Annotated in this window: 22 protein-coding genes; 4 read left to right on the top strand and 18 right to left on the bottom strand. The window is 70.6% G+C overall.

Features of this window, described 5'->3' with window-relative positions:
• Nucleotide 1: 1 nt before the first annotated feature.
• The 15 genes from NPA30_RS02665 to NPA30_RS02595 all read right to left on the bottom strand — a co-directional run bounded on the left by NPA30_RS02665 (nucleotide 2) and on the right by NPA30_RS02595 (nucleotide 9,671).
• Entirely contained in the window at nucleotides 2–577 is a 576-nt protein-coding gene (locus NPA30_RS02665; protein WP_256800785.1) for a phage tail tape measure protein, read from the bottom strand.
• 7 nt (nucleotides 578–584) lie between these two features.
• Entirely contained in the window at nucleotides 585–806 is a 222-nt protein-coding gene (locus NPA30_RS02660; RefSeq protein ID WP_256800784.1) for a rcc01693 family protein, read from the bottom strand.
• 14 nt (nucleotides 807–820) lie between these two features.
• Nucleotides 821–1,153 (bottom strand): gene transfer agent family protein, encoded by a 333-nt coding sequence (locus NPA30_RS02655; protein WP_256800783.1) that lies wholly within the window; start codon nucleotides 1,151–1,153, stop codon nucleotides 821–823.
• A gap of 2 nt (nucleotides 1,154–1,155) precedes the next feature.
• Entirely contained in the window at nucleotides 1,156–1,569 is a 414-nt protein-coding gene (locus tag NPA30_RS02650) for a phage major tail protein, TP901-1 family (protein ID WP_256800782.1), read from the bottom strand.
• Between the two features lie 126 nt (nucleotides 1,570–1,695).
• Nucleotides 1,696–2,106, bottom strand: a complete 411-nt coding sequence (locus NPA30_RS02645) for a DUF3168 domain-containing protein (protein ID WP_256800780.1) — start codon at nucleotides 2,104–2,106, stop codon at nucleotides 1,696–1,698.
• A gap of 84 nt (nucleotides 2,107–2,190) precedes the next feature.
• Nucleotides 2,191–2,421, bottom strand: coding sequence for a hypothetical protein (locus NPA30_RS02640; protein ID WP_256800779.1), 231 nt, complete (start codon nucleotides 2,419–2,421; stop codon nucleotides 2,191–2,193).
• Nucleotides 2,418–2,750, bottom strand: a complete 333-nt coding sequence (locus NPA30_RS02635; RefSeq protein ID WP_256800778.1) for a phage head closure protein — start codon at nucleotides 2,748–2,750, stop codon at nucleotides 2,418–2,420. The genes NPA30_RS02640 and NPA30_RS02635 overlap by 4 nt, the downstream gene beginning before the upstream one ends.
• Nucleotides 2,750–3,310, bottom strand: a complete 561-nt coding sequence (locus tag NPA30_RS02630) for a head-tail connector protein (protein WP_256800777.1) — start codon at nucleotides 3,308–3,310, stop codon at nucleotides 2,750–2,752. The genes NPA30_RS02635 and NPA30_RS02630 overlap by 1 nt, the downstream gene beginning before the upstream one ends.
• Before the next feature lie 74 nt (nucleotides 3,311–3,384).
• Entirely contained in the window at nucleotides 3,385–4,653 is a 1,269-nt protein-coding gene (locus tag NPA30_RS02625; protein ID WP_256800775.1) for a phage major capsid protein, read from the bottom strand.
• 34 nt (nucleotides 4,654–4,687) lie between these two features.
• Nucleotides 4,688–5,182 carry an HK97 family phage prohead protease gene (locus tag NPA30_RS02620; protein ID WP_256801544.1) on the bottom strand — a complete coding sequence of 165 codons (495 nt, stop codon included), beginning with the start codon at nucleotides 5,180–5,182 and terminating at the stop codon, nucleotides 4,688–4,690.
• An 8-nt stretch (nucleotides 5,183–5,190) separates the two neighbouring features.
• Nucleotides 5,191–5,535 (bottom strand): DUF6107 family protein, encoded by a 345-nt coding sequence (locus NPA30_RS02615; RefSeq protein WP_256800774.1) that lies wholly within the window; start codon nucleotides 5,533–5,535, stop codon nucleotides 5,191–5,193.
• A 139-nt stretch (nucleotides 5,536–5,674) separates the two neighbouring features.
• Nucleotides 5,675–6,934: a phage portal protein gene (locus tag NPA30_RS02610; RefSeq protein WP_256800773.1), complete on the bottom strand. Its 1,260-nt coding sequence runs from the start codon at nucleotides 6,932–6,934 to the stop codon at nucleotides 5,675–5,677.
• A 54-nt stretch (nucleotides 6,935–6,988) separates the two neighbouring features.
• Nucleotides 6,989–8,257 carry a DNA-packaging protein gene (locus NPA30_RS02605; protein WP_372338754.1) on the bottom strand — a complete coding sequence of 423 codons (1,269 nt, stop codon included), beginning with the start codon at nucleotides 8,255–8,257 and terminating at the stop codon, nucleotides 6,989–6,991.
• 86 nt (nucleotides 8,258–8,343) lie between these two features.
• Entirely contained in the window at nucleotides 8,344–8,919 is a 576-nt protein-coding gene (locus tag NPA30_RS02600; RefSeq protein WP_256800772.1) for a hypothetical protein, read from the bottom strand.
• A 281-nt stretch (nucleotides 8,920–9,200) separates the two neighbouring features.
• Nucleotides 9,201–9,671 (bottom strand): YcgN family cysteine cluster protein, encoded by a 471-nt coding sequence (locus NPA30_RS02595; protein WP_256800771.1) that lies wholly within the window; start codon nucleotides 9,669–9,671, stop codon nucleotides 9,201–9,203.
• A gap of 140 nt (nucleotides 9,672–9,811) precedes the next feature.
• On the opposite strand from NPA30_RS02595, the gene NPA30_RS02590 reads away from it, so the two are divergent.
• The 3 genes from NPA30_RS02590 (at nucleotide 9,812) to NPA30_RS02580 (ending at nucleotide 13,164) form a co-directional block, all read left to right on the top strand.
• Nucleotides 9,812–11,959 (top strand): transglycosylase domain-containing protein, encoded by a 2,148-nt coding sequence (locus NPA30_RS02590; RefSeq protein WP_256800770.1) that lies wholly within the window; start codon nucleotides 9,812–9,814, stop codon nucleotides 11,957–11,959.
• A 34-nt stretch (nucleotides 11,960–11,993) separates the two neighbouring features.
• Nucleotides 11,994–12,578 (top strand): DUF1214 domain-containing protein, encoded by a 585-nt coding sequence (locus tag NPA30_RS02585; protein ID WP_256800768.1) that lies wholly within the window; start codon nucleotides 11,994–11,996, stop codon nucleotides 12,576–12,578.
• Nucleotides 12,579–12,699: 121 nt separating this feature from the next.
• Nucleotides 12,700–13,164 (top strand): DUF1254 domain-containing protein, encoded by a 465-nt coding sequence (locus tag NPA30_RS02580; RefSeq protein WP_256800767.1) that lies wholly within the window; start codon nucleotides 12,700–12,702, stop codon nucleotides 13,162–13,164.
• 9 nt (nucleotides 13,165–13,173) lie between these two features.
• On the opposite strand, the gene NPA30_RS02575 is transcribed toward NPA30_RS02580, so the two are convergent.
• Nucleotides 13,174–13,326 (bottom strand): hypothetical protein, encoded by a 153-nt coding sequence (locus tag NPA30_RS02575; protein ID WP_256800766.1) that lies wholly within the window; start codon nucleotides 13,324–13,326, stop codon nucleotides 13,174–13,176.
• Between the two features lie 153 nt (nucleotides 13,327–13,479).
• Here NPA30_RS02575 and NPA30_RS02570 point away from each other — a divergent pair, with 153 nt between their 5' ends.
• Nucleotides 13,480–14,595, top strand: coding sequence for a hypothetical protein (locus NPA30_RS02570; protein ID WP_256800765.1), 1,116 nt, complete (start codon nucleotides 13,480–13,482; stop codon nucleotides 14,593–14,595).
• Nucleotides 14,596–14,615: 20 nt separating this feature from the next.
• Here NPA30_RS02570 and NPA30_RS02565 read toward each other — a convergent pair whose 3' ends face one another.
• Together NPA30_RS02565 and NPA30_RS02560 are read right to left on the bottom strand one after the other, a co-directional pair.
• Nucleotides 14,616–14,954 carry a DUF1491 family protein gene (locus NPA30_RS02565; RefSeq protein WP_256800764.1) on the bottom strand — a complete coding sequence of 113 codons (339 nt, stop codon included), beginning with the start codon at nucleotides 14,952–14,954 and terminating at the stop codon, nucleotides 14,616–14,618.
• The gene (locus NPA30_RS02560; protein WP_256800763.1) at nucleotides 14,951–15,673 is read right to left on the bottom strand and encodes a peptidoglycan-binding domain-containing protein; all 723 of its coding nucleotides are present in this window, start codon (nucleotides 15,671–15,673) and stop codon (nucleotides 14,951–14,953) included. Before NPA30_RS02560 ends, NPA30_RS02565 begins: the two co-directional genes overlap by 4 nt.
• Nucleotides 15,674–15,684: the final 11 nt, after the last annotated feature.

The following is a 15,684-nucleotide window of genomic DNA, read 5'->3' as shown; positions in this document are numbered from 1 at the left end:
GTCAGAGCCCCCGTCGGCCGCGGCCGACGGCCCGGGCCAGCATCGTCTGGATCTGCGTCTCCGCCCGTCTGAAGCTTGGGGCGTCCGGCGTCGTCACGTTGACGACGATGCTGGGGCCGGCACCCGTCACGCCGCGTTCGGCGGCAACGCCGAGCGACCCGTCGGCGCCCCGGCGCAGCGGCAGGATCGCCTCGCCGCCCGCCTCGCCCATCAGCCCGAGCTGCCGCCCGGCAGGGAAGTAGCTGGGACTGGCGACGATGCCACCCTTGGCGAAGGGGATGACGCCCGAACCGTTGCCGCTGAGCCCCCCCGCGATGCCCGGCAGCACCTGCTGCAGGGCCGCGCCGGCCAGCGATTGGAGCGGCTTCAGCGCGGCGTCGAGCGCGAGCGTCGAGATGCGCAGCGCCAGCTGGCTCAGCACCGTGTCGAGCGAGCGTCCGCCCGTCACCGCGCCGCGCAGCGCGCTCGTCAGCGCCGAGCCGAAGCCGTTGGCCCGCTGGGTCAGGTCGTCGAGGGCGCGCGTCAGCCCGCCGGTGTCGGCTGTGACGGCGATCTCTACGGTCTCGTCGGGGTTCATGCTCACCTCATGTCACCGGGTGATCCGGAAAGTGGCGCATCAATGCGTCCAGCGCGCTGCGCTCCGGCGGCCCCGCCACCGGCGGGGTGAAGGCCGAGGCGGCGCTGGCGAGCTCGCGTGGGGTCAGCTGCCAGAAGGATGCCGTGGTATGGCCGAGGAGGCCGAAGCCGAGCGCCATCGCCGCATCCCAGGGAAAGGCCGCCGCATCGCCTCCGGACGTCGCGGCCATCGGCGATGCGGCTCTTAAGGGTTTGCCGTAGCGTCTCCATCGCCGAAGGCCGCACCCAGCAGAGCCGCGGTCAGCGCCGCCGCACCGCTGGCGCCGCCCTCGATGCGCATCGCCGCGACCTCCGCGTCGCTCACCGCCTCGCCGGCGCCGCGCAGACCCGCGGCGATGACCCGGATCAGGTCGCGCGCCGACAGGCTGCCGGTGCCGAAGCGCCGTGCCAGTGCCCCGATGTCCTCGCTCGCGAAGGCGTCCTCGAGTTCGGCGAGCGCCCCGAGCGTCAGGCAGAGCACCCGCTCGCGCCCGTCGATGATCGCGGCCACCTCGCCGCGCCTGCGGTTGACGGCCATCGTCAGAGTGCCGCGAACTGGAGCGCGCCGGCCGATTCCAGCGTCGCCTCGAACGCCACCTCGCCGTTGTGCTCGCCCGAATACTCGAGCGCCGTCACCTGGAACGGTCCGGTCACCCGGCCGAAGTCCGGGATCACCGCCTGGAAGCTCGCCACCTGCCCCTCGAAGAAGAGCTGGCGCAGCTGCGCGTCGGAGGCCGCGTCCTTGAAGATCCCGGTGCCCGCCAGCGCCGCCCGCTGCACCCCGGCGCCGCCGAGGAGCTCGCGCCAGCGCCCGGCGCTCTCGGCATCGGTGACGTCGACCGTCTCCGCGTTGAAGGCGATGCGCGTGGTGCGCAGCCCTGCGACGGTGATGAAGTTGCCGTTGCCGGCGGGGTCGAGCTTGAGCAGCAGGTCCTTGCCGCGTTGCGCCACCATGTCCGTGTCCTCTCGTCGGCGTTTGAAACGAAAAGGGGCGGCCCAAGCGGACCGCCCCTCATGCGTCGATCGATCTTTGTCTTCGCAGGCCGCGCCGCGTGTCTCGGGGCTACGCCGGTTCCGGCCTCACGCGAGCGGCTCGGTCACCGCGCGGAAGCGCAGGATGCCGTGATAGGTGGTGGCGTCGGGCTCGCGCCGCGCCTCGGCATACTGCAGCTGCAGGTTCACGAGCTCGTGGCCGTCCAGCGGCAAATGCTTGTTGTGCAGCTTGGCCGAGACTTCGTCCATGATCGTATAGGTCTCCTGCTTGCCGCCGCCGCGCGCCCAGACGTGCAACGTCAGGATGTGCTCGGCACCGTCCTCTGTCCCGGTCGACCAGTCGACGACCGCAGTGCGGCCGAGCGTCAGATAGGGGTAGCTCGTGCGCTCCGGTGCGCGATCGAACACCTTCGGACCGCCTAGCAGGCGAAGCACCGCCGGGTCGGACGTCAGCGTGTTGAAGATGGTGCTCTGCAGTTCGAGACTCGGATGCGTCATGCGATCGTTCCTCCGACGGCATCGGCTCACGCTTCTTATCGTAACATAATGCCCCGCGAGGCCTGCGTGTAGCTGCCGGCGTGCCTAATCTTTTCGTAACGACCCGATCACCCCCCATCTACCGCGCCGCGGCTGCCGGGCGGAAACCTCCCTGCCGGCGTGCGGGAATTGTGAGGTGCGGGGCAGGCCGGCCTCGAGCGCCGGGTGCTCCTCGTCGACGCTCCGCAAGATCAAGCGGTCGAGCGCCGCGTTCGCCTTGCGGATCACCGCCCGCCGCAACCGCGCTGTCCGCTCGGCGGTGATGGTGATCCTCACGTCGCCTCCTCGCAGCGGCAGACGAGATAGCGGCCGGTCTCGTCCGGGTCGTGCACCGAGCGGATCACCAGGCGCCGCACGCCGATCCGGAACGCCATGCCTCGGTCGACGTCGCTCCGGTGCCGGCAGACGACGCGATGGGTGATCGTCGCCTCCCGCTGTTCGAACCGCTCGCGCGACTCCACCGACAGCGGTTCGACATGCACCGACAGCTCCGCAATCTCCCGCCACGCGTCGCTCGCGTCGCCGGTACAGTCCGCAGCAGGATCGCAGGTCTCCAGCACCGCCCGTCGGCGCAGCAGACCGGGGTCGAGGAACAGCGGCGCCATCAGAGCCGCATCCGGCGGTGCGGCCGCGTGAGGTCCTGCGCCGAAGGCGGCAGGACCGCGGGCCGCCAGCCCTCGCCGGTGGCGCCGCGCACCTCGTAGGACGCGGCGATCGTGCGCTTCAGCGCCAGGAGCAGGTCGCCAGGCGCCTCGCCCGGGGCATATCCGGCCTCGAAATCGACATCGACGCCGTTCGCCGCGACGGCCCGCACTGCCGGCGAGAGGCGGATCGCCTCGATCCCGAGCGCGCGCTCGATGATGGCATCGGCCTCGCCGAACACGATGGGCGCGCCGTCCGAGCCGTAGGCGGTGACACCGACCATCACCTGCAGCGGCCGCCGCGCCACCTCGATCCAGCCGCCGGGAGGCACCGGGTCGAGCGCCAGCCGAAAGGCCCGACGCACCAGCACGAGGCCCGTCTCGGTCTCGACGGCCTGCCGCGCCGCTCGGACCAGGCTCGCGACGAGTTCGTCCTCGTCGTCCCGCTCGATCCGGCACCAGCTCCTGGCCTCCGCCACGGTGACGGGCTCGATCACCGTTTCGGCCAGTTCGATCAGCGTCATGTCCCGCTCCCTTCGAAAAACCACCGGCGGGCCGACATCGCGGCCCGCCGTCTTTTCCGTCCGCCCGTCGCGGCTCAGGCCGCGAAGGCGAGGAACTTGGCGGCATCGAAGTCCTGGATGCCGCCGCCGACGCGTTTGGTCGTATAGAAAAGGACGTAGGGCTTGGCCGAATACGGGTCGCGCAGCACCCGCACGCCCTGCCGATCGACGATCAGGTAGAAGCGGGCGAAATCGCCGAAGGCGATCGCGTTCGCATCGACCGCGATGTCCGGCATGTCCTCGGCCTCCACCATGGGGAAGCCCATCAGCGTCGCGCGGGCCCCCGCGCTCGCCGGCGGCTGCCACAGGTAGTTGCCGTCGGCGTCCTTCAGCTTGCGCACCGCCGCCTGCGAGCGCCGGTTCATCACGAAGCTGGCGTTCTGACGGTAGCCCGCCTTCAGGGCATAGACGAGGTCGATCAGGCTGTCGGCCGCGCCGCCGGCGAGAAAGGCGCCGTCGGCCCCGGTCGGGACCGTCCCGACCTTGCCCCAGATCCAGGCGGTCTCATCCACCGTGTCGTAGGTCATGAAGCCTTTCGGCTTGCTCACCCCGTCGCCGACGACGAAGGCGGCGCTTTCCTGCGCGGCGAACGCCTGCTCCACCTCCTCGCCGAGCCAGCGGTCGATGTCGACGGCCGCGTCGTCGAGGAGCGCGTTCGTGGCCGCCGGCATTGCGTAGAGCTCCATCGTCGGAAAGCTCAGCTCGGCCAGCTGCGGCGCCGCCGTCTCGGGGCGCGCGGCGGTCTCGCCAACCCAGCCGGTCTGGGCGCCGGAGACGGCGAACGGCTTCTTCAGCAGCGACGATGAAACGGTCCGCACGGTGGCGATCGAGCGGATCGGCGAGATCGCCGCCAACCGCCGGCCGATCTCGGTCTCCGTCTCCTCCGGCACCAGGAAGCCGCCGTCGGTGCCGGCAAGGCCCGACATTGCCTTTGCCTCCATCCGCCGCAGCCGGCCTTCGTCGCCGCCGCGCACATAGGCTTCGAAGGCCTGCCGGTGCTCGCTCGGGCGCGCCGCGGCCATCTCGCCGCCACCGCCGAGCGCCGGACGCATCTGCTTCAGCACCAGCTGCTCGAGCCGGCGCTCCTGCGCGTCCACCGCCTGGTTCAGCCGCTCGACCTTCTCCTCCGACAGGACGTCGGCGCTCATCCGCCGCTCCAGCTGGCGCAGGCGCTCGTCGTTCGCTTCGCGGAACCCCTCGAAGGCGTGCATGAAGTCGCCGAAGGCGAGCGCCACCTCCCCGGTCGGCGACCCGCCCGACGGCATCTGCGCCTTGGTCTCCGGCGCTGCATTGATCTCCGGCATGTCCTCTCCTTTCGTGAAGTTGTCTCGTGCGATGTCAGGCGGCGCCGAGCCGTGCGGCCTCGGTGCGCAGCCGGGCAGCGAGCCCGTCCGCGCCTTGTGCCGATGCGGGCCTGGCGATGCGTGCGCCCTCCTGCATCGGGAAGGTCACCACCGAGATCTCCCAGAGGTCGATCTCGACGAGGCGCCGCCCGCCGCCGGCGTCCCGCCGGGCCCGGCGGGTCTTGAAGCCGATGGACAGCCCGTCGACCGCACCGGCGCGGATCAGGGCGTCCACCTCGCGGCCCTTCTGCGTGTCGAGCGCCAGCTGCCCTTCGGCCACCAGCCCGGCGGCATCCTCGTAGACCCGCGTCCACGCGCCGATGGGCTGTCCGGGATCGTGCTGCCACAGCATCTTCAGGCCGCTCGCACCGCGCCGGACGAGCGACGCGGCGAAGGCGCCCGGCTCGATCCTGTCGCCCGCCAGATCCGGCCGGCCGAACAGGCCGGCATAGCCGCGCAGCCGCCCGGCGCCTGTGGCATCGGCGCGCATGACGGCGCTCACGGGGCATCTCCCGGCTTCGGCCCGGCGGCCGGACGGAACAGCTGGTCGGCGAAGCGCGACAGGACGCCGAGCGCCCACCAGGCGCAGAGGCTCGCCGCGGCCGATCCCATCACCGCCAGCTCCGGCGGCTCCAGGATCTTGTCGATCCCGAGCCGGGCCGCCAGCATCAGGCCGGCCGGCACGCCGAAGGTGAGGCCGGTCACCACACCGATCAGGAAGCGCAGCGCCGCCTCGCGCCGCCCGCGCGGCAGGAGGTAGGCAACCGAGATCGCCGATCCCGCCACCGCCCCCGCGAGCTTGGCGCCCCAAAGCGCCAGCACTGAAACCGTCCCGTCCGTCACGCTCGGCCTCCCGCTTCTGCTTGCCGCGGTTGACAATGCCGGTCGCAGCCGACATCCTGCGGCTGGTCCTGAGATTTTCGATTTTGTCGGTATTCCTCGAGGCGGTGCTGCTGGACGGCGCCGCTTCTTTTTTGGTGCATCAGGCGGCATCCCCGCCATCATCCCGCTCCGGCAGATCGCGCGCCGGCCGGCGCCCGTAGCCGACGGCCGACCGCTTCTCGTCCTCGCTCAGGAACGTCGCCGCGCCGACCCGCGCCCACAGGGCTTCGCGTTCCGCGCTGAGCGCCTCGATCCCGTCCGCATCGTACCCCAGCCGCAGCCGTGGCTCGCCGGTCAGGCCGCCCAGCCAGTCGCCGATCGCGCCGGTCAGCCGCGCCTTCAGCGGCAGCACCGCGAGGCGGAAGAAGGCGCGGTTCGCCTCCGCATAGTTGGCATAGGTGTTGTCGCCCGGCAGGCCGAGCAGCATCGGCGGCACGCCGAAGGCGAGCGCGATTTCCCGGGCCGCCTGGTTCTTCGCTTCGATGAAGTCCATCTCCTTCGGCGTCAGCGCCATCGCCTTCCAGTCGAGGCCGCCCTCCAGCAGCATCGGCCGCCCCGCACCCGCTGCGCCGGTGTAGCCGCCGTCGAGTTCGGCCTTCAGCCTGTCGAACTGGTCGGGCGACAGATTGCCGCCGTCGCGCGGCTGGTAGACGAGCGCCCCGGAGGGCCGCGCCGAATTGTCGAGCAGCGCCTTGTTCCACCGCGCCGCCTCGTTGTGGAGGTCGAGTGCGGTCTGCGCCGCCGACAGCGGCGACAGGCCGTCGAGGTCGGAGAGCGGGTGGAACAGCTTGAGGTGCAGCAGCGGCCCGGGCCGCCCGTCCGCGCCGTCGACCGGCAGCCGCCGCAAGCTCGCCCCAACCTGGTATTCGTAGGTCTCCGGCCAGCCGTCGCGTCCCTCCACGATCCGCACCCGGTCGGGTCGCAGAACGTGCAGTTCGCGCGGCTCCGCCTCCGGCCCGACCGCCTCCAGGAAGGCGTTGCCCGACAGGAGCAGGTGGCCGCACAGCGTCTCGGTCAGCGCCGCGCCGTCCACCCCCGGATGCGGCCGGCGCAGGAGATCGAGGAGCCGGTGCTCGGTCAGTTCCCGCTCGCCCTCCATCAGGACAGGCGGGATCGCCGCCACGCTTTCCGACAGGAGCCGGACGCAGCGATAGACGATCGGGTTGCGCAGGAAGCCGGCGCGCGCCAGCCCGCCATAGGAGCGCTCGCTCCAGCGCGCGGCCTCGGCGGCGAGGAGGAAGGCGCCGCCGAGCCCGCTCGATTTCCGTTCGTCGGGCCTTGCCGCCAAGGCTCCGGCCGGTTGAGCCGGTCGGGCGGAGGGCGCGCCGATCCATTCCGCGAGTGCCGTTCGCAGTCCCATTCGATCCCCGCAGCCTGATTGAGAAAACCCTGGCTCGTCCGGCGCCGCCGGGAGTCAGAGCCGCCGCACGCGCGGCTCGCCGCCCCGTCCGGTCAGCGCCGTCACCGCCCAGACGAGCGCGTCGAGCCGGTCCGGCGAACGGCCGCCCGACAGCCCGTCGGGCCCGAAGTCGCTCATCTCGTCCTCCAGCGCCGGAAACAGGCCGGCATGCCGCACCCGTCCCTGCGCATAGAGCGCGGCCACCGGCTCGGCCCGCAGCCACTTGCCGCGGCTCGCCCGCACGCTCGTGACCGGCACCTCGGCATCGATGGTGCGGATCACCGCCTCCACCATGTCGCCGCCCTGGTTCACCTCGGCAACGATCCGGTCGGCCTCGAGCCGCGCGTGGAGCGCCACCGCAGCCCGCGCCCAGTCGGCAGGCTTTGCCGCCGTCCGGCTCTCGTCGGCCAGCACGTAGATCGTCCCGTCTGCCGCGCGGCCCGCCGCGACGATGCCGCAGGCGTCGGAGCGCTGCGTCGCGCTTGCCGGCGGATCCACCGCCACCACGATCCGGCCGAGCTCCGGCGCGACCGCGACCCGCTGCCGCTCGATCGCCGCGCGGCTGAACAACGCATCCTCGCGGTCCTCGATCAGCTCGCCGTCGAGCTCCTGCCGCCCTAGGCGCGTGCCGCCGTATCGCGCCTCGATCGCCGTGACGAAGCCCGGCGCGAGATGCGCCGTATTGTCGGCCGTGCGCATCCGCGTCACCACGCTCTCGCGGTCGGCGATCAGCCGCTTGAGGAGCGGCAGCGGCCGCGGCGTCGTCGTGAACAGCCCGCGCGGCGCTTCGCCGAGCCGCAGCGCCATCTGCAGGTTGTCGAAACAGGACTCGGCGTTGCGCCACTTCGCGAGCTCGTCGCCCCAGGCCGCGTCGAACTGGTAGCCGCGCAGCGCGTCCGGGTCCTCGCTCGAAAAGATCTGCGCCACCGCGCCATTGCCGAAGACCAGGCGCCGGCGCGAGGGCTCGAACACCGGTTTCACCCCGTATTCGACCCGCTTCAGCCCACTTTCGCCCTCGATCATCACCTCGCGCGCATCACCCAGCGTCTCGGCCACCAGCGCGATGCGCCCATGCGCCCGTTCGGCCAGCGGCGCCAGCCCAAGCGCCTGCGCCCGGATCCACTCCGCGCCGGCCCGCGTCTTGCCGGAGCCGCGCCCGCCGACGATCAGCCAGTGCCGCCAGTCGCCGGATGGCGGCAGCTGCTCGGGCCGGGCGAACTCAGCCCAGCCCGGCATCGCCGCGCGCAGCACCCGCGCCGGCACGCCCTCCAGCGCCGCAAGCATCGCGGCGCGTCGCGCGGCCGGGAGATCGTCCTGCGTCAACTCCGCCCTCCCCTGCTCCTCCGATGGCGGCTATCCTGCTTTTGCTCCTATATCGGCGCCGATCCGGGACCGTCCGACTCCGGGCAGTCACCGTCCATCGCGCCGCTCGCTGTCGAGCCATCCGACGGACCCTCGGCTGCCGCTCTGCGAACACCCGGCGTCGCCCCGTTCCGCAAAGCGACAGCGTGAAGTCGAAGAAGCAGCTCGTCGCGCAGCGCCTGCGTCTCGGCCTCGTCATAGGCCCGGGCTGCGAGCAGGGCCTCCGTCTGCTTCAGTTCGATCAGATCCTCGAGCAGCTTGGTCAGCTGCGCCGCCGTCTTCAGCCGTGCCTCGCCGCCGACTGCCGCGCCCTTCGCGGCGACGCGCGTGGGTTTCTGTGCGCCTGTCGCCCCCGTCTTCTCCACACCGTTCGTCTCCCCCGCCGCATCGTTCGCCGCGGCAGGCTCTCCGGCAGGCTGGCGGCTCCGCGAACCCCGCTTCGGCTCGTCCACGGCGAGCGCCGCTTCGAGCACGCGCAATTCGCGTTCCAGGATCGCGATGAGGCGGGCGGCGTAGGAACGGCTCGTCGCCTTCCCCTTGCGCTTCGGCTTCGCCGCCGGCACGCTCTCGGGCTCGCCCGTCATCCGCGCCGCACCCCGCCCAAGCAAAAGGCGGCCGACGCTTTCGCGCCGCCGCCTCGCAGATTTCCGACTGTGCCTGAACCCTACAGGATCACCGTGACGCCGTCAAGGAATATTTTCTTATGGCGCCGAAGTGCCGGATCGCGCCGGCGCTCGGCCCGCCGTTCCGAACGGATCGGCTATCCGGATGCCGACAGCGTCGAGATCCGCCTTCTCCGCCGCCCACCGGGACAGCCGGCTCTCCAGCGCAGCCTGACCCGCTCATGGCTGGAGCGGCGGGCGGGTCAGTCCTCCATCGGGTTCTCGCCCGGCCAGTCCACCAGGTGATCCTCGAGGTCTTCCGGCTCCATGCCCTCCTCGCTGATCGTGCGTCCGCGCACCGAGATGCCGGCCTGGTGCACGGTGTCCGGGTCGCCGGACACGAGATGGTGCCACCAATAGAGATCGTGGCCCTCACCGAGCAGCCGGTAGGCGCAGGTCGGCGGCAGCCAGGACAGGGTGCGGGCCGCATGCGCGTCGAGCGGCACGCAGTCGGGCACGCTCGCCTGCCGGTTCGGATAGTCCCGGCAGCGGCAGCTGCCGTCGTCGAGCAGCCGGCAGGCGACGTTCGTCCAGTAGATCTCGCCCGTGTCCCAGTCCTCGAGCTTGTTCAGGCAGCAGCGCCCGCAGCCGTCGCACAGCGACTCCCACTCGGCGGGCGACATGTCCTCCAGCCGCTTGGTCTGCCAGAATGCGTTGTTGCCCGAATCACTCATGCGCGAAAACTCTGCGTCCTTAAGGGAGTTCTTCTTGTTGCTGCCGTATAGCGGAAGCACCTATGTGGTCGAAGGGCCGACCGAACGACAGGGGTGCAGCGTCTCGTACGCTTGCCTCGCAGCAAAATGATGAGTCGAACTTGCGCGATCCGTTGACCGAAAAGCCGCGACGCAAGATCCCCTCCCGCCTGATCGAGGTCGATGCCTGGATCGACAGCAGCCTCTGGCGCTTCGGCCACGGCTTCTCCCGATTCTGGGAGAGCGTGACGATTTTCTCGCGGCGGTTTCGCGCCCGCGGCCTGAACAAGCTTGCGGTCGAGGTCGCCTGCGAGGGCCTGACCCTCGGCGTTGCCGGCCTGATCGTGATGCTGGCGCTCGCCCAGCCTGCGATGAAGCTCACCGCCAACGGCCTGCCGCAGCAGACCGACTACTCGGTCCTCTTCCTCGACCGGCACGGCAACGAGATCGGCCGGCGCGGCGTCATGCGCGCCGATGCGATCCCGATCGACGAGATGCCGGATCACTTCATCAAGGCGGTGCTGGCGACCGAGGACCGGCGCTTCTTCGAGCATTGGGGCATCGACTTCTTCGGCCTCGCCCGCGCGCTCAGCGAGAACGCGCGCGCCGGCGGCGTCGTCCAGGGCGGCTCGACCCTCACCCAGCAGCTCGCCAAGAACCTCTTCCTGTCGAACGAGCGCAACATCGAGCGCAAGATCAAGGAAGCCTTCATCGCCCTCTGGCTGGAATCGCATTACAGCAAGCGCGAAATCCTCTCGATGTATCTCGACCGCGCCTACATGGGCGGCGGCAGCTTCGGCGCGGCGGCGGCAGCCGAGTTCTACTTCGACAAGGACATCCGCGACGTGTCGCTCGCGGAAGGCGCGATGCTGGCGGGCCTGTTCAAGGCGCCGGCGAAATATGCGCCGCACATCAACCTGCCTGCCGCCCGCGCCCGCGCCAACGAGGTGCTGACCAACATGGTGCAGGGCGGCTTCATGACCGAGGGCCAGGTCGTCGCCGCCCGCCGCCAGCCGGCGACCGCCGTCGACCGCTCGACCACCACGTCACCCGACTACTTCCTCGACTGGGCCTTCGGCGAGGTGCAGAAAATCGCGGGCGACATGCCGCATCGCAACTTCGTCGCGCGCACCAGCATCGACATGGGCCTGCAGCAACTCGCCGACGAATCGGTCGAGTATCACCTGCGCCAGTTCGGCAAGACCTACGATGTCGGTGAGGCGGCAATGGTCGTTCTGGATGACGACGGCGGCGTGCGCGCCATGGTCGGCGGGCGCGACTACGGCGAGTCGCAATTCAATCGCGCCACGAAGGCGCTGCGCCAGCCGGGTTCGTCCTTCAAGGGCTATGTCTACGCCGCCGCCATGGAGGCGGGCTTCAAGCCGGACGACAAGATCTCCGACGCCCCGATCACCATCGGCCGGTGGTCGCCGCAGAACTACGGCCGCAGCTATGCCGGCACGGTGACGCTGCAGACCGCCATCGCCAAATCGATCAACACCGTTCCGGTGCGCCTCAGTCAGAAGATCGGCATGGACAAGGTGGCCGCGCTCGCCAAGGCCATGGGCGTCGAGTCGAACCTGCGCGGCGACAAGACCATGGCCCTTGGCACCTCGGAGGTGACGGTCCTGGACCAGGCGACCGGCTATGCCTGCTTTGCCGCCGGCGGCATGACCTCCAACCGGCACGGCATCCTCCAGCTGTTCGACACCAACGGCAACCTTCTCTGGGATTCAAAGCGCGACATGCCGCCCCGCCGCCGTGTGCTGTCGGAGACGGCGTCGGCCGAGATGAACCAGATGCTCTCGCAGATCCCGATCATCGGCACCGCCCGCAAGGCGCAGCTGTCGATGACCCGCGCCGCCGGCAAGACGGGCACCACGCAGGGCTATCGCGACGGCTGGTTCGTCGGCTTCACCGGCAACTTCACCGCCGCGGTCTGGTTCGGCAATGACAGCTTCCGACCGACCAACAAGGTATCGGGCGGTGGCCTGCCGACGATGACCTGGCAGCGCTTCATGGAGGCCGCGCATCAAGGCATCGAGCTGAAGCCGATCCCGTACATCGACAACACGATGCCCGAGCGCAAGGCACCGAAGGTCGCCGAGGAGGGAGACGCGCCGCCACCGGTCCGCCCCGCGAGCCTGACCACCGCCGCGCAGAAGGTGCTCGCGCAGATCGGCATGCTGATGTCGAGCGCGCCTCCGCTCGAAAAGCCGGAGAAGCTCGCGGCGGCGGCGGGCGATGACAATGCGGTGGGACGGCGGTAGAGCGTATCATCCTCACTCGCTCGCGTTCCGCCCGATGCTGTATCTCGTATCCCTCGCCCTGGCGCTCGCGATTGCGCTCGGCTTCGGCGGCTGGTCCGCCCGCTACGCCCTCGACCGGTCGGAGGATGTCGGCACCGAATCGGTCGGCCCTTGGGAGGCCAATCCCACCGCCGGTTCGGTCGACGCCGACCCCTATTCGAAGGCGCGGCTCGCCCGCGACGGCAACCTGACGCTCGGCATTGGCGAGGGGATCGCCTTCCGCGCCACGCGCGATTCGGCGGGCGCCCCCCTCCTGCGCCAGTGCAGCTACCGGCTGGAAGGCCCGACGCCGCCGGCCCGCGTCTGGACGCTGGCGCCGTTCACGCTGGAAGGGCGGTTGGTGCAGGCGCGGCAGGGACAGCCGGGCTGGCTCGTCTCGACCAACCTGATGCGGCGCGAGGACAACGGCGCCGACATCGCCGTCGGACCGCTCGCCGCCCCGGGGAACTGGCTCTCCGTCTCCGGCACCGGCGCCTACGCGCTGTCCCTGACGCTCTACGACACGCCCGCGAGCTCCAGCAGCGGCCTCGGAGAACTCGAAATGCCCCGGATCGTCGCGACGGGCTGCAACCATGCTTAGGCTCGCACTCGCCGTCCTGATGGGCCTCGTCGGGGCCGCGATCGTGCACATCGCAGTCATCTTCACGATGCCGCAGGTGGCTGAGAACGATGCCTGGGGGCGTCTCCAGCGTCTCGGCTCGATGTTCGAGGTGGTGCGCATCGATGCCTTGCGATCGCGCGCGAATGGGCCCGTCGCACAGGCCGAAGGGTCGGCGCTGCATGACTTCGCCTTCGTCGACCCCGCCTTCGTGACCGTAGGCTGCCGCTTCTCGGTCGCCGAAGGCCCGGTCCGGCTGACCGCCGATGGCGCCGTGGATTTCTGGTCGGCCTCCGTCTACAGCCGCCGCGGCGACAACGTGTACAGCATCAACGACCGCTCTGCGGTCGCAGGTCAGTTCGATCTCCTCGTCGGCACGCCCGAGCAGTTGGTGGATGCCCAGGCGGCCTCGACCGACCCGGGCGAAACCGTGATCCCCGTCGAGGTCGACATCGACGAGGGCTATCTCACGCTGCGTGCGCTGGTCGACGAGGAGAGTGAGCGGCCATCCGTGGACGCCTTCATGCGATCGGTCACCTGCGCGACGGCCGATCCCGCCGCCGGCTGACGCGGGGCATCACCGGCCGGTGGTGCTGCGTCCGTCCAGATACTCCCGCCGAACGCAGGGCAGAATGTGGATCTCGGCCGTCTGCGACGGCTCGCGCACCGGTGCGGGCGCCTCATCGGGGATCGCCGGAGAGCGATCCGGTAGTCTCAGAACGACTGCCATCTCAACCACTCGATTTCATTCCCACCGACGAGGACACTGGTCAGACCGAAGCCCTCACAGAGCAAATAGACGGCGCACAGTTAACAGCTTGCTAAGAATTCCGGCTTAATCCTCCTTTCCATGGAAACCCTTGCGTAAACCTTTCGGAACCTCATGACCGCAGCGCCGCGCCTCTTCCGGTCGCTTGAAAAGCGCCACCTCGACGGCTTCGATGCGATCGTCGATGCGGCGGCGGCCAACTACGGATCGTTGCGCTATCCGAGCTTTCGCCAGGCTGCACAGTTCGGCGAACTGGTCGCCCCCGTGTGGGATAGCCTGTCGGCCGCGACCCGCCGCAATGTGGCGGAGTCGCTCGCAGCGATGCGGGTGGTGCCGCGCTCGGTGACCGAGAAGCTTCTGGCGTCGTCCGCCGAGATCGCCGGCCCCTTCCTCTGCGCCAGCCCGCTGCTGACCGAGGAGGATGTCGAGATCCTGTCGCTGTCGCCCGATCCGGAGCTGCGGCGGATCGCCGATCTGCGCCGTCCCGACTTTCTCCTGCATCCCGAGCCGGAGCAGCCCGCAAAGCCCGGCGACGGCGCACCCGCAGCGGTCGCCCCCGTCGGCGCAGCCCTCGGCCCATCCGACACTGCCGCAATGGACCTTGATGTGGCGGGCGGCGAGCTTGCCGAGCGCCTGCGCGAGATCGAGCCGCCTCCGCTGGCTCCCGAACTCGTCGACCCAGCCGCAGACGCACCCGCCCCCACGCCTGCGAAGCCCTCTGCGGCCGGTGTGCGGGAGGCGCTTCGACGCCTGGCTCAGCCGGGTGGGCGTCAGGCCGTTCTGGACGAACGTGCGGCCGACATCCGCCAGTTGCGCCAGCTTGCGGCCGACGGCAACACCGAGCGCTTCTATCGCCGTCTCGCCGACCTCTTCTCCCTTTCGGACGAGCGGCTCGCGAAGCTCGTGGCCGATCCGGCCGGCGAGGATCTGGCGGTGGCGATGAAGGCGCTGAATTTCGGCGCCACCGACGCGCTGACGATCATGATGATGGTCAAGCCGCAGATCGGGCTCGACATCGCGCAGTTCGACCGCACCAAGCGGCTCTACCGGGCCCTGCGCTGCGAGGAGTGCCGCGAGCTTCTGCGGGAGGCTGCCGAGCCGGCGCGACGCGTCAAGCGTCACCAGCCGCAGGCGCTCGGCCTCGACCGGCCGCAGGCGGCTTCCTTCGGCCGCCGCGCCACCCGTCCGTCCACCTCTCCCGCCTCGACCACACGCCGCACCACGGGCTGACGAAAGCCGCGGGCCGAGGCTCAGACGGCAACGATGTCGAGATAACGCTCCGGCGTTGCGGTCTCGATCTCCACCAGCCAGTAATCCGGATCGAACCGGGCCTCGCGCTCCATTCTCGCGCCCAGCGCGGCCTCGTCCTCGACCTGTTCGGCCATGAAGCGGCGCTCGCCGTCCTCGGCCACATGCGTCTGGCTGGCCGGGCCGTAGAGTTGGATCGTTCCGTCGCGCATGCGGGTCACGACGTAGACGGCACCGGCCGCCTCCGCGCCGCTGCGCAGCACGCTTGCAAATCCACCGTCCGAAAACAGGCGCCGCGTCAGCTGCGAGACGAAGAAGGCGCTGGTGAGCCGGGCGCTCACTCGGCCGCGCCGACCGAGATCAGGCGCTTCAGGATGCGCGGCCTCGGGGCCCCGGTGACGTCCATGCCCTCCAGCGCCTCGAAGGTCGCGATCGCCGTGCGCGTCTCGCGGCCCGCGATGCCGTCGGCTTTCAGCGGCGCAACGCCGGCCGACGCCAGCGCTTCCTGGATGCGGCGCACGAGTTCGTCCTGCGGCAGACCGTCGACCTCGGCGCCGATCGCCGGATCCAGCGTGTCGCTGGCGGCGGACGTGGCGCCGCCGCGGATGGCGCCGGTCCGGTCGTCCGCGACGCCGGTCTCGGCGCTGGCATACTGCGTCCCGCTCGCGGTGGGGACCAGCGCCGCCTGAAGCGTCGATAGCAGCCGCGGCGTCGCCTGCCCGTCGACGGGCAGGGCGTTGGCGGTCTGGAAGCGGCTGATCGCGGCGCTGGTGCGCGGTCCCGGCCGGCCGTCGATCGGCGCGTCGTAAAGCCCGAGGCGGGCGAGCGCCGTCTGCGTCTCCACCACGATCGGCACGGGCGCGCCATCGTCCGCAGGCTGAGCGGTCGCCGTCTGCGTGGTGCCAGCTTGTGCTGCGTCGAGCCGCGTCACGAGCATCGGCTTCGGATGCCGCCCCGGCTGGGCGAAGAACGCATTGCCGGTGATGGCGGCCGCCATCAAGGCAAAGGCGGCCATGCCGCCCGACAGGGCCGGGCGCGCGGCCACGGCACCGCCAGCCACGCCGGCGATGC

Source organism: Mangrovibrevibacter kandeliae (genome assembly GCF_024519155.1).
Taxonomy (GTDB): domain Bacteria; phylum Pseudomonadota; class Alphaproteobacteria; order Rhizobiales; family Rhizobiaceae; genus Mangrovibrevibacter; species Mangrovibrevibacter kandeliae.
This window is presented reverse-complemented; position numbering and strand designations above follow the sequence as displayed.

Bases quoted from the DNA above. Each gene is read 5' to 3' on its own strand.
- NPA30_RS02665 (WP_256800785.1), bottom strand. From the start codon at position 577: ATGAACCCCGACGAGACCGTAGAGATCGCCGTCACAGCCGACACCGGC.
- NPA30_RS02660 (WP_256800784.1), bottom strand. From the start codon at position 806: ATGGCCGCGACGTCCGGAGGCGATGCGGCGGCCTTTCCCTGGGATGCG.
- NPA30_RS02655 (WP_256800783.1), bottom strand. From the start codon at position 1,153: ATGGCCGTCAACCGCAGGCGCGGCGAGGTGGCCGCGATCATCGACGGG.
- NPA30_RS02650 (WP_256800782.1), bottom strand. From the start codon at position 1,569: ATGGTGGCGCAACGCGGCAAGGACCTGCTGCTCAAGCTCGACCCCGCC.
- NPA30_RS02645 (WP_256800780.1), bottom strand. From the start codon at position 2,106: ATGACGCATCCGAGTCTCGAACTGCAGAGCACCATCTTCAACACGCTG.
- NPA30_RS02635 (WP_256800778.1), bottom strand. From the start codon at position 2,750: ATGGCGCCGCTGTTCCTCGACCCCGGTCTGCTGCGCCGACGGGCGGTG.
- NPA30_RS02630 (WP_256800777.1), bottom strand. From the start codon at position 3,310: ATGACGCTGATCGAACTGGCCGAAACGGTGATCGAGCCCGTCACCGTG.
- NPA30_RS02625 (WP_256800775.1), bottom strand. From the start codon at position 4,653: ATGCCGGAGATCAATGCAGCGCCGGAGACCAAGGCGCAGATGCCGTCG.
- NPA30_RS02620 (WP_256801544.1), bottom strand. From the start codon at position 5,182: ATGCGCGCCGATGCCACAGGCGCCGGGCGGCTGCGCGGCTATGCCGGC.
- NPA30_RS02610 (WP_256800773.1), bottom strand. From the start codon at position 6,934: ATGGGACTGCGAACGGCACTCGCGGAATGGATCGGCGCGCCCTCCGCC.
- NPA30_RS02605 (WP_372338754.1), bottom strand. From the start codon at position 8,257: ATGCTTGCGGCGCTGGAGGGCGTGCCGGCGCGGGTGCTGCGCGCGGCG.
- NPA30_RS02600 (WP_256800772.1), bottom strand. From the start codon at position 8,919: ATGACGGGCGAGCCCGAGAGCGTGCCGGCGGCGAAGCCGAAGCGCAAG.
- NPA30_RS02595 (WP_256800771.1), bottom strand. From the start codon at position 9,671: ATGAGTGATTCGGGCAACAACGCATTCTGGCAGACCAAGCGGCTGGAG.
- NPA30_RS02585 (WP_256800768.1), top strand. From the start codon at position 11,994: ATGCTGTATCTCGTATCCCTCGCCCTGGCGCTCGCGATTGCGCTCGGC.
- NPA30_RS02580 (WP_256800767.1), top strand. From the start codon at position 12,700: ATGTTCGAGGTGGTGCGCATCGATGCCTTGCGATCGCGCGCGAATGGG.
- NPA30_RS02575 (WP_256800766.1), bottom strand. From the start codon at position 13,326: ATGGCAGTCGTTCTGAGACTACCGGATCGCTCTCCGGCGATCCCCGAT.
- NPA30_RS02570 (WP_256800765.1), top strand. From the start codon at position 13,480: ATGACCGCAGCGCCGCGCCTCTTCCGGTCGCTTGAAAAGCGCCACCTC.